Source organism: Methanobrevibacter sp., from assembly GCF_045541095.1.
GTDB lineage: Archaea > Methanobacteriota > Methanobacteria > Methanobacteriales > Methanobacteriaceae > Methanocatella.
Genome location: NZ_JAZQIJ010000206.1, coordinates 1 through 13216, shown reverse-complemented (window position 1 = coordinate 13216; position 13216 = coordinate 1). Strand labels below are relative to the sequence as shown.

6 protein-coding genes and 1 tRNA gene are annotated in these 13216 nt (G+C 36.4%); 6 read left to right on the top strand and 1 reads right to left on the bottom strand.

Annotation, left to right across the window (positions count from 1 at the left end; all coding sequences use genetic code 11):
- Nucleotides 1-13 precede the first annotated feature (13 nt).
- Nucleotides 14-319: a 50S ribosomal protein P1 gene (gene rpl12p / locus ACKI2P_RS08840; RefSeq protein ID WP_407376936.1), complete on the top strand. Its 306-nt coding sequence runs from the start codon at nucleotides 14-16 to the stop codon at nucleotides 317-319.
- A 181-nt stretch (nucleotides 320-500) separates the two neighbouring features.
- Here rpl12p and ACKI2P_RS08835 read toward each other — a convergent pair whose 3' ends face one another.
- Nucleotides 501-1208: an alpha/beta hydrolase gene (locus tag ACKI2P_RS08835; protein ID WP_407376934.1), complete on the bottom strand. Its 708-nt coding sequence runs from the start codon at nucleotides 1206-1208 to the stop codon at nucleotides 501-503.
- Nucleotides 1209-1400: 192 nt separating this feature from the next.
- Between ACKI2P_RS08835 and alaS the strand changes: the two genes are divergently transcribed.
- From alaS to ACKI2P_RS08810, 5 genes are all read left to right on the top strand, one after another.
- Nucleotides 1401-4103: an alanine--tRNA ligase gene (gene alaS, locus ACKI2P_RS08830; RefSeq protein WP_407376932.1), complete on the top strand. Its 2703-nt coding sequence runs from the start codon at nucleotides 1401-1403 to the stop codon at nucleotides 4101-4103.
- A 160-nt stretch (nucleotides 4104-4263) separates the two neighbouring features.
- Nucleotides 4264-5418 (top strand): tRNA uracil 4-sulfurtransferase ThiI, encoded by a 1155-nt coding sequence (thiI, locus tag ACKI2P_RS08825; RefSeq protein WP_407376930.1) that lies wholly within the window; start codon nucleotides 4264-4266, stop codon nucleotides 5416-5418.
- Between the two features lie 62 nt (nucleotides 5419-5480).
- A tRNA-Gln gene (locus ACKI2P_RS08820) sits at nucleotides 5481-5552 on the top strand.
- 178 nt (nucleotides 5553-5730) lie between these two features.
- Nucleotides 5731-6828: a fructose-1,6-bisphosphate aldolase/phosphatase gene (gene fbp / locus ACKI2P_RS08815; RefSeq protein ID WP_407376928.1), complete on the top strand. Its 1098-nt coding sequence runs from the start codon at nucleotides 5731-5733 to the stop codon at nucleotides 6826-6828.
- Between the two features lie 778 nt (nucleotides 6829-7606).
- On the top strand, nucleotides 7607-13216 hold a 5610-nt coding region (locus ACKI2P_RS08810; protein WP_407376926.1), incomplete at its 3' end, for a hypothetical protein.

The window sequence follows — 13216 nt, the reverse complement described above, 5'->3', positions numbered from 1 at the left end:
TAATGGTGATAACATGGAATATATATATGCGGCAATGATTTTGCACAGTGCAGAAAAAGATATTAACGAAGAAAATGTTAAAAGTATTATTGAAGCAGCAGGAATTGAAGCTGATGAAGCAAGAATCAAAGCTTTAATCGCAGCTTTAGAAGATGTAGACATCGACGAAGCTATGGAAACTACTGCTATGGCAGCAGCAGCACCTGCAGCTGCACCTGCAGCAGCAGAAGCTGTTGAAGAAGAAGAGGAAGAAGAAGAGGAAGAAGAAGAAGCTTCTGAAGAAGAAGCAGCAGCTGGATTAGGTGCTCTCTTCGGATAGATTTTTTAAATCTATCACCTTTCTTTTTTTTTACTTTTTTTCATATACTGACTATTTTTTAAGATTTCAACTGTTTTTTTCAATTAATTCCATATTAAAAAATGAATGCATTTATGATTTAAAAGAAGTTTTGATGAGAATAAATGCATTGTGAAATGAAAAATGTTTTTTTTTAAATGATTCATGTACAATAATCAATGAATCTCATTATTGCACTTTCGGTCTGATTCTGTTGGTTTTCAGCGGAAATGGTTGCATTACCGTCTCCGGACTGGTGTCCGTAGTATCCGAACTGTGCATGGTTTCCACCATCAATCATCACTTCGGTCACATTATTCATCATTAATTTGGCCTTTTGGTAACTTTCAAGATTGATAACGCCGTCGTTTGATCCTCGGATGGAGAGTACTGGTACATCTATCTCTTTTTCTATGTGTGCTGATAGGTATATGAGGCCGGTTATGTTGTTGTCTGTCTGGTTAACATAGTTTCCTGCCATAGCTCCTCCAAGGGAATGGCCTGCCATGAAGTAGTGTTTATAATTCGTATTGGAAATGATTGCATCGGCGCTGTTGGAACCAAAAAATGCCAGGTTGAACGGCATCTCGACAAGATAACAGTCAATTCCCTGACTTGCTAGGTCGGTAAACAGTGGTAAATAAGCTGTGTATTCTACCTTAGCTCCTGGATAAAATATTATTGCTGTGTCATTTCCGTAACCATCTAAAAAGAGTCCATTTGAGCTTTTTGAAACATTTACATCATCTGTACCGTTGAGATAATCGGTTGCAGTCTTTTCGGAATGGTAGTAAATCTGTCCGTATACAAAAAATCCTCCGATGAAAACTATGAGAAAAATGATGATTCCTATTTTAATTTTTTTGTTCATAAAAATCACTATAATCCTATTTATATGCTGTAATATTATTTAAACAATTGTTTAACTTCAAAATTCGATTCATCTTTAAATGTGATTTTGGGAATATAATTATTTCAATCCAAAAAGTTATTTGAATATGTCTATTTTTTAAATAATTATTTATTTATAAAAAAACATATTTTATACTAATAAATCTTTAAAATGATTATTATGGTAGAAATTTTTGATAAACTCGGTTATAAAAAACAAACATGCAAAACTTGCGGACAAGAGTTTTACTCCCAAGTGGACAGAGACACTTGTGGTGACGCTCCATGTGACGAGTATGAGTTTATTGCAAATCCTGCAACCGATAAACCGTACAACTTATATGAAATCCAAAAAGTTTTTAGAGAATTTTTAGAAAGTGAAGGGCATACTCATGTACACAGATATCCCGTTTTGGCCAAAAGGTGGAGGGATGATGTATTTTTAGTAGGTGCATCAATCTTCTGTTTCCAGCCTTGGATTACATCAGGTCTTGTAAAACCTCCTGCAAATCCTATTGAAATGGCTCAGCCTTCAATCAGGCTTAACGATGTCGACAACGTCGGAAGAACCGGCCGTCACATGACCTGTTTTACAATGGGAACTCACACCGTAATCAACAAGGAAGATGATTTCATCTATTGGGAAGACCGTACAATAGAATTATGTCACAAATTCTTTGATCATATCGGAATCAACACTGAAGAAATTACCTTCATCAAATCCTGGTGGAGCGGTGGAGGTAACGAAGGGCCTTGTTATGAGGTATGCTGCCGTGGAGTGGAACTCGCAACATTGGTGTTCATCCAATATGAAACTCTTGAAGACGGATCCAAAAAAGAAATCCCTATTAAGGTTGTGGATACCGGTTACGGACTTGAAAGAATCGCATGGATTTCTCAAGGGACTCCAACAGCTTATGATGCATGTTTCGCACCGGTTGTTGATAAACTCAAGGAATTGACTGGTGTTGAGATTAACGAAGATATCCAGGGTAGAAACGCACAGATTGCAGGAATGATGGATATTGAAGATATAGGGGATTTAAAGGAACTCAGACAACAGGTTGCTGACAGTTTAAATCTCTCCCTGGAAGACTACTTAAAGGCAGCCGAACCGATGGAGGCCATTTATATCATTGCAGACCATACAAGATGTCTTGCTTTCATGATTGCTGACGGAATCATTCCATCAAACGTAAAAGAAGGTTATCTTGCAAGATTGGTTTTAAGAAGAACCATAAGGTTCATGAAAGAGTTAAACATGAAGGAATCCCTTGCGGACGTCATGGCAATTCAGCTTGATTTCCTCTCCAAGTTCTATCCTGAAATCAGGGACTCTGAAGAGCACATCATGAACATCATCACTCTTGAGGAAGAAAGGTATGCAGCAACAGTCAAGAAAGGAAAAAGCATTGTTAGAAGGTCCATCAAAAAACTTAAAAAAGAGGGCAAATCCGAAATGCCTCTTGAAATGCTTATTGATTTATATGATGCTCATGGAATGCCTCCGGAAACTGTCGTTGAGATGGCCGGTGATGACTTTACCGTAAACGTTCCGGACAATTTCTTCACCCAGGTTGCAGGAGCTCACGAAAAGGATACTTCAAACAAAAAGTCAACATTCAAGGTTGATTTTCCTGAAACAGACTTACTGTTCTATAAAGATTTCTACCAAAAAGAATTTGAAGCCGAAGTTTTGGGTCTGGTTGAAAAAGATGGCAGGCAATGTCTGGTCTTTGATAAAACAGCATTCTATCCTGAAGGAGGTGGTCAGCCTTCCGATATCGGTGAGGTTTCCATCAACGGAAATGTATTTAAAATACCTTATGCTGAAAAAATTGACAATGTAGTCTTGCATCATGTAGATGGCGACATCAAAGATGATGTGGTCGGTCAGAAGGTTACAGCCAAAATTGACTGGGACAGGAGAATCACACTTGCACGCCACCACACAGGAACTCACCTTGTCATTGCCGCTGCAAGAAAAGTCCTAGGCCAGCACATATGGCAGGCGGGATCACAAAACGAGCTTACAAGAGCACGTATTGACCTGTCACACTACAAACGTATCACACAGGAAGAGCTGAATCAAATAGAAAAACTGGCCAATGATTATGTTATGCAGAACATTGAACTGGATATTCAGTTCCACACCCGTGACGAGGCACAGGAACTCTATGGATTTGTGCTTTACCAGGGAGGAATCGTTCCGGGTAAAATGATTCGTGTAGTTAAAATCCCTGGTGTTGACGTGCAGGCATGTGCGGGAACACATGTCCTGAGAACCGGTGTTGTAGGGCCGATTAAAATCAACAAGACCGAAAGGGTTCAGGACGGTGTTGAAAGGATTGACTTTTCAGCAGGTCTTGCAGCAATCGACTCAATTCAGCATGACAGTGAGCTTTTAAGACAAAGTTCAGGCATTTTCAAAGTCGAAAACGATCAGCTTCCGAAAACCTGTGACAGATTCTTCTCAGAATGGAAAGCACAGAAAAACGAGATTGACCGTCTGAAATCTGAAATTGCATCTTTAAAGATGAATTCACTTGCTGATGAATATGATGAAATCAACGGACTGAAAGTCGTGCATCAGCTGATTGAAGCTGACTTTAAGGAACTTCAGAAAATGGCGACAGACTTTACCGACAACGGCAAGGCCGATGTGGTCATTATGGGTAACAATGACGGTAAAATCGTCGGTGCAGCTTCACAAACAGCTATCGACAATGGAATTAAAATAAATGAAATCATCAAAACTGCTGCCGGTGTTTTAGGCGGTGGCGGTGGAGGCCGTTTAACCCTCGCACAGGGTGCAGGTAAAAATGCCGACAAGATGGATGAAGCCATTCAAACCGCTGTTGATTTAATCAAATAAGAGAAAAGTAATTTCTCTTATATTTTTCTTATTTTTCAAATTTTAAATTCAATTACTTTTATTAATAATTAACTTTAAAATTATACTTGCTGTTATATTTAAAAACTAGTATTGAAGGGATTGCTATTTTTTTCAGCGTGTACTAAAAAGAGATGTTATTATGAATTATGATTTGATTATTGCCAGATATGGCGAAATAGGATTAAAAAGTCCTAAGATAAGGTCACGTTTTGAAAGAAAGCTAGTTAAAAATATTAAAGCTACTTTTGAATGCGATGTTGAACGAAACCAGGGAAGAATATATATTCATCCGGCAGATTTTGACGATGGAGTTGAAAAGCTGAACCGTGTATTCGGTGTTGTTTCATACTCTCCGGCCACTTCAACAAAAACAACCTATGAGGATATTGATGAAACATTGGGAAGTTATGTTGAAGATCTAATTGAGGAAGGAGTTTTGGATGAGAATACAAAATTTGCAATTAAATGCAGGCGTGTCGGAACACATGACTTTACCTCGCAGGAAATGGCAGCACACTGCGGTGGCGTTGTCAGAGGAAAAATTATGGCTCCAGTCGATTTGACAAATCCCGATTTGACAATATTTGTTGAAATCCGTGAAGGTGATGCCTATATTTTCCATGAAAAAATCAAAGGTCCTGGAGGACTTCCATTAGGAACACAGGGAAAAGTCGTTGTACTTTTATCAAGCGGTATAGACTCACCTGTTGCAGCATATATGATGATGAAAAGGGGATGTGAGGTGGTGGCTCTTCACTGCAACAACGATCCGTTTTCCGGTCCTAAGGTTACAGAAAACTTCAATGCACTGGTTGACCAGCTCAATATATATGCTCAGGGCGTTCCTATTCAAAAACGCATTATTGATTATGGTGAGTATCTCCAAACTGCAAAGGACAATGCTCCTGAGAAAATGACCTGTGTTTTATGCAAATCCGGAATGTATCGCATTGCAGAAAAGCTTGCCCTCAAATTGGGGGCTGATGCTATAGTAGATGGAAGCAGTGTCGGTCAGGTGGCATCACAAACACTTTCAAACATTTTGGCTACAAGATATGGTGTTGACATGCCTATATTGTCTCCTCTCATTGGTCTGGATAAGGAGGAGATTACAGAAATCGCCAAAAGAATAGGAACATTTGAAATATCAAAAATAGATGACGGCGGATGCAGTGCTGTTCCAAAATATCCTGAAACACGTGCAGACTTGGATCGTGTTAAAAAGGCCTGTGAAGACATGAATCAGGATGAAGCTATTGAAAAGGCATTTGAAAAAATAAGAAAACTTGATTAAGTTTTCCATTAATTTTTTTTAGATGTAAATTTATATATGATGTTCGATAAAATTAACATTATAGTCCCGTGGGGTAGTGGCAATCCTTTTGGGCCCTGGACCCAAAGATAGCGGTTCGACTCCGCTCGGGACTATTTGATTATTCTATTTTTTTAAAACAATTTTTTCGTTTATTTTTTATTCACTCATATTTTCCAAAAAATTTCAATTTCTTTTTCAAATAACTCCGTTAAACATAATAATTAAATAGTATACAACTCAAAAATAATAAATGTCTAGTAAATAAATAATTTACTAATTCGAGGTATTAAAATGAAAACTACTGTTAGTGTAATTAAAGCTGATATTGGAAGTGTGTCCGGACACTGTGTCGCACACCCAGAATTAATGGATATCTGTGATGAAGTTTTAAACGAAGCTTTAGAAACCGGTATCTTAAAAGATTACTATATCTCCCGTTGTGGAGACGATATTGACTTAATTATGACCCACGACAAAGGGGAAGAAAACGAAGAAGTTCACAAAACCGCATACAATGCATTCATGAAAGCTACTGAAAGAGCACGTGAATTAAAATTATACGGTGCAGGTCAAGACTTATTATCCGATACCTTTTCTGGAAACATCAAAGGTATGGGTCCTGGTGTAGCAGAAATGGAATTCAAAGAAAGACCATCTGATCCTGTTTTAGTATTCTGCTGTGACAAAACTGAACCTGGTGCATTCAACTTGCCAGTATTCAGAATGTTTGCAGACCCATTCAACACTGCAGGTCTTGTAATTGACCCATCATTACACGATGGATTCAAATTTGAAGTATTCGATGTAATCGAACACAGAAAAGTTATCTTAAACTGTCCTGAAGAAATGTACGACTTACTCGCATTAATTGGTTCCACCGGAAGATACGTAATCAAAAGGGTATGGAAGAAAAACGGCGAAATCGCAGCTGCAATAAGTACCGAAAGATTAAACTTAATGGCTGGAGAATACGTTGGTAAAGACGACCCAGCATGTATCGTAAGAGCACAATCCGGTTTCCCTGCAAACGGTGAATGTGTAGATCCATTTGCATTCCCACACATGGTTAGTGGATGGATGAGAGGATCCCACAACGGTCCAATGATGCCTGTTTCAGAAGCAGAAGCAAACCCAATCAGATTCGACGGACCACCTAGAGTAATCGGTTTAGGATTCCAAGTAGCAAACGGTGAATTAATCGGACCAGTCGACTTATTCGACGATCCAGCATTTGATCCAACCCGTGAACAAGCTGCTAAAATCGCAACTTACATCAGAAGACACGGTCCATTCGAACCTCACAGATTACCTGCTGAAGAAATGGAATACACCTCACTTCCTGGTGTAATGGAAAAATTAGAATCCAGATTTGAAGACATGGATGATTAGATTTAAAGAGATTTATTTCTCTTTCTTTTTTTACTTTTTTCACATTAGTGAAAATGTTTTACTTAAATGTAAAAGAATACTCCGATTTCTACATGTTGGGATGTTCAATTAATATAATTTAGTTTAGTGAGATATTCGTCAATTTCTTTTTTCTTTTTCACATATTATGTAACATCAATGCAGTGATATGTTGGTTTTAGGGTTATTTGTTCTGTTTTTAGTTGATTTATGGTTTTTTTGATATGGATAAAATCAATATATGCATATATATTATTTTTTAATCTCGGTAGTTTGAGCAATTTAAACACTTCAATCCTGTTAAGTAGTTTATTTTTCATTTAGTGTCCTAATGTAATATTTTTTTTCCATTCCACTAAATATTATGCCTTAAACAGTTTAAATACTATTAATTATATAAATAAATTTGTCTTTTGATTAAATCATTTTTTAACTAATGTTAAAAATATAGTTTGAAAAAAAGATAGATGTCGTGAAAGTGATTAAATTAATAGGTGCCCCAACACCATATTAAACTCACTTTCACACGTTACTAAAAACAAACAAACTAGGTAGATTGAATGATTAATAGTAACATAAATAAATTATGTTATAAATGCTATTTAAAGTTATGTTTGATAGTTGCAGATGGAATGCATTGTATTTAGCTATTAGCTATGCTTTTAAATGGTATAATACTTATTTTCATACAATTTAACCTTTTTTAGACTATGAATTTAATCAAAATATATTCTAATTAATTAGATTTTTTGTGGTAAATATGAAGTTAAAAAGGTTCATGCTAGTGACGTTTGTGTTACTGGCTATTTTAACAATAGGTGCTGTTAGTGCAACCGATGCTACAGACGATTCAAAGCTTAGTCAGGTTGTGGATAACTTTGAAATTGTCAATTCTCCTGTAGCTGATGAGGTACTTGCAGATGATGACAATGAACCTGAAGAAGGCTCTGAGGGGTCTCCAATTGATATCTACGATGAGGCTTACGTCGGCGACAATATTGTTGATGTACGGCTTGAAAACGGTTCTTCAGGTTATGTAAAAATTAATGATGATGAAGATAATGAACTTTTTAATAAAGATTTAGCTGACGATGGCTGGGATAGTGAAACTGATGAGGAAGATGACAATTACGTTCATTATAGAATCTCCTCTTCAATGCTGGCTCCTGAGTTATCTGCGGGTGAACATACTTTAAATGTATTTGTTTTTAATGAAAACGACGAAGAAATCGCATCCAATAGCAAAACCGTCAACCTATTTGATAGAGATGTCTATGATGAAAATGGAGTGCATATTGAAATAGAGGTTCTTCAGATTAGTTTGGAAGAAAATAATGCGATAGTTTCCATAAAAGCGCTTGCTGATGCAACAAACAATGTTAACGTTGTTCTTAATGGTGATGAGGACAATTATGAATTTGAAAAAGCTTTAAATGAGTTTTCAACCATTGAAGACGATGAGGATGAAAACTATAAATGGTATTTCATAAAACCATCTGATTTTGAAGGCATTAAAAGCGGTGACTATTTCCTCCAACTTGCCTATACTATTGATGAGAATACTATTAATCGTGAAACCAACATCAGATTAGTAAGTGATGATGAAAATAATGGTGATGGCGATGATGAAGGATTTGAGTTTGATTACTGGGTTAGACATATTGTTTCAATCGATGACAGTGACCGTGATATTGTTTCATTTAATGATCCTGGTGAAGGTACTTTAAATATTACAATTTCAGGCAATGGCGAAACTCACATAATCACTTGTGAACTGAATAGTGATGAAAGGGTTGAACTCATTTTAGAAGATTTAGAAATCATTGAAATGGGAGTTTATCAAATCTCTGCTAAATACATTACACTTTCAGGCGATGAATCTGATTTTGAAGAAGGCCAATTAATCGTCGGCTATGCAGCAATAGTTGATGAATTTGACATAAGAGATGGGGATGCAACTTTGGTTAGCGTATATTGTCCTAGTGATTTCAATGGATTTATACTTGTAAGAGCATACAACACTGATGATGATGAAGATTGGGATTTAATTAAGGAAATTAACCATGAGGTAGTATCCGAAGATTATAATAGCTATCTTAACTGGACATTATCTGACTTTGAAATAACCGAAGAAAGCGGAGAAAACTTTGCATTCCAGGTCTACATCTTAAACGAAGATGAAGAGGTCGATGATGAGGAGGGATGGAACAGGCTCGCAGAAGGCTATCCATATGCGTATGATTCCACCAAGTTCAGAGCTGATGTTCCAAGAGAATTGAATATGATTTCAACAGAACCTGTAGTTTCTGTATTCTGTCCTGACGGCAGTGAAGGTACAGTCCTTGTAAGTATTTATGGTGAAGATGAAGATGAAAACAGGTATTTTGTAACCAATTCTTCAAAAAATATCGCTGATGCAGAAAACAATTGGCTTTACTGGACTTTAAAAGATTTGGGAATCTCTGAAGGATATTATTCTGCCATGATTGTTGTCAATGAAGATGAAGAAAATTCATTCGACGGAGGATTCGAGGTTTACAGTCCAATTATCATTAATCAAGAACCAGTATACATTGGAACTGATGATGAAGACAGCATAATTCTTGTTGAAGCTGAAATTCCATCAGATATTGATGATGCAATAATCATTATAAAAATTAACGGAACAGAAGAATTCAGAAAAAGTGTATCTGATTTCGTCAAAGCAGGTATGAGCACCACTCCTGAAGACCTCACCTGGCATTATCTGCATAGGTATGGTGATGAAGTAACTGATTATAAAGTTTATAGAATAACTACTATTAATATCGGCCGTGAATTCACTCAAGGAATCTATAACTTTGATGTAAGCCTTGTTATTGATGAGGAAACATTCAGCAGACAGGATAATGTTGCCATGGCAGAAATCAATTCAGTTTCAAAAGACGGATGCACCATTGAAATATATGATGCCAGTGAATTTTATTCACGTGATGATGAAATGAAAATCATTGCTGTTTATGCTCCTGAAGGAACATCTGGAAAGGTTAAACTCACAATCGAAGAGGATGACGAATGGTTATGGGAAAACAGCTTTGAAGATGGAACTAACATCTACCCATGTGATTTAGGATTGGCTGCAGGTACATACCACATAACTGTAGCTGTTTATGATGAAGATGACAATCAAGTCATTAACAATACTGGTGTAATTACCTTAAACTATGGTGAAGATGGATTTATGGGTTCAGATGTTAGAAGCCATATGGACTATGATGACAGATGGGGAATTAGAATATGGTTTGCCATAAACGACATTTCAGGCCGTCTTGTCATTAAATTTGATGACGTAACCTATTATGATGAACACGTCGACTCCAGTAATTACGATGAATACGATGATGAATCTGGTCAGGGATACATTCTCTTTTCAGCTAAACAGTTAGGTATCAATCCGGGTAATTATGATGTAGCGGAAATATCCTACTATGGTGATGATGGCGTAAACGATACAGATATCTGGAATGAAGATGGAATTGAAGTAATGCCTTACGCACCACAAATATACATACGCTATTCTGATGGGGATTCTAGAAAAGCACAATTCCCTGCAGATGATAAAAATCAGTTCATAGGTGTTCATGTTAACGGAGATGACATTTCAACTGTCAGAATTGTTGTTAAAATAGGTGATGAAACCTACCTTGATGCAATGTTGGAGGATTTAGGTTTAGAACTTAATCATGATGATGAAAATGATGAATACTATTATGACATTGGTTTATCTCTTTTAAACAAAACTTTCAGCATCGGTGAACATTATGATGATGTATATGCTTATTATTACAGTGACAACTATGAGATTAGCACTGAAGAAGCTGCTGATGAGGGAGGAAACCCTAATTTCTTCGATGTCATTGGTATTGCTGACGAAATTGATCTAAATGATGATTCTGATGTATTATACATTATAGGTGATGAATCTAAAGAAAAAATTGTATTGTACATCTATGATTATGACAATAATCAAGATTTAGATTCAATCACTTATTACATTCAAGAGGGTGATGATGGTCAGTTCATTACATGGAAATTAGCTGATTTAGGTCTTGATGTCGGTAATTATCGCATTGAAGCGGTCTATGATGATGACAACTGGATTTTCGACAGTGACTTTTCAGTTGTTGACAAATCTGTGTTCTATGCAAAAATGGGATGTGACTGGTTCTTCACAACCGATACTGTACTTAAAGTATGGTGTCCTGATACTGGGCTTATGAATATCACTTTATACAGATGGGGCGAAGAATTCTACACATTTGAACATGAAATAACTGATGAAGAAAAAGGAGGCTATGTTGAATTCACTTTAGCTGATTTAAACATTACACTTCCTGAATGGTATGATGTCAATATAACCGTTGACGGTAATCAAATCACTGGTGATGAGGACGGTCTATGGGTACCTGGTCCTATTGAAATGCCAAACACCAACGTATATCTTCCGGAAGAAGGTTTCAACAATGATGATTCCATGAAAATTGCTGAATTAAAACTTCCAATTGATGTCAGCGGCAATATTGCAATTACTGTTGACGGAACCGTAAGCTTCAACAAATCTTTAGATGAATTGACTCCTGACATTGATGGTTCTGTAATGATTTATAGAATATACACTTCTGATTTGGACAGTTCATTTACAAGATTCCACAGTGTTGAGGTGACATTCGCTGAGTTTTCAGAATCAAGAACCCTTGATTTCCGTGAAAGAAACTCCAAATCCGAAGATGGAATTACCATTATAATTTTAAACGGTGATACTCGTATTGATTGGGGAGATACAATTGCTGAGATAATCGCTCCAAACAATGCAAACGGCAGAGTTGTTGTTGAACTTAACGGTAGTGAAGCAGCCAGCTGGGATGAAATCGGATGGATTGAATGGGATAGGTATGATGATGATAACATAGTCTATTATATCCATACACACCATTTAAATATACACGGCGATTTCTCAAGTGTCGGTAAATACAATATTGTAGTCACCTATGATGATTCTGTGTCAAATGAGGGTACAATTACATTCATGGGTAATGCTGTTGAGGATATTTGGTTGAATGATAATTCTGATAATGGAAGAGTATCTCTTAACGATCACTGGTTTGTTATTGATGATAATGGTCATAATGGACGTGTTGTCTTGACTGTAAATGGTGAAGTTCGCTTAAACAAAACTTTAGATGAGCTAGATGTCAATGATTGGGGAAGCAAAATAATTACTCCATACAATGCAACTCTTGAAGTAGGACAATATGATGATGTTTTAATCGTATTCTACAGTGACGAAGACTACTCATACAGGGCATACAGAATGCCTAGTGGTGCTACAGTCACTTGGGGATATGTATCAATTCATGCTTGGTGTGATGAATTTAATGTTTGGGATCAAATGGCTAATATTAATGCTCCAAAACAAGCTAATGGTACAATAGTATTTAAAATAGGTGATAAGGAATACTTCACTTGTGCTTTAACTGACATTAATAGAACATCTGATTGTGATTGGGATTCAGATTACATATTCTATAATTTAGTTCTTTCAGACTTTACTGATGATATTGTAGGAGGCTATTACACTGATGTGATGATATATTACTATGGTGATGACGGCTTTAACACTACAAATATGCAAAGTCATGAACCTCGCAATAATGTTACAATATGGGCTAATTCCAAAATAAACATGGAGGAGTTTGAATACGTATATGGAACTACTGGTAATGTTACCATAAATGTAACTGGAGCTAGTGTTGCAAAAGAAAACGTAACTGTTGATAATCATCCAGAAGCAGTAATTGATATTGTTGATGGTGTAATTACCGTAACTGGCCTTGATGCTGGTTCATACACTTTAAGAATAACCACAACTCCTGAAGAATATAACTATGAAACTACAGGCACAGTTGCATTCAATGTAACTGAAGCCGAAAGTGATGTTGTATTCAGCAATAACATAGAATTTGATTATGGTACTTCTGGAACTACAACAATGACACTTACCGAAGCTACTGTTGATTTAGCAAACATTTCTGTTGTAGATCACAAAGAGGCTATTATCACTTTAGAAAACAATCAAATTACAGTTTCCAACTTAACTGTTGGTACATACACACTCAATGTAATTACAACTCCTAACAAAAACTACAAATCCGCTGAAAAAACAACTATAATTATAGTTAATAAAATTGACTCACCAATTAGCATTGATATTGCTAAAGATGAGTTCACTGCTTTAGATGAGTTTGTAATTACAATTAGTAATGTTACTGCTGTTAATGTGACTATTAATGATAAGGCTTATGCTGTTAAAGCTGATGGTACTGTTGATGTT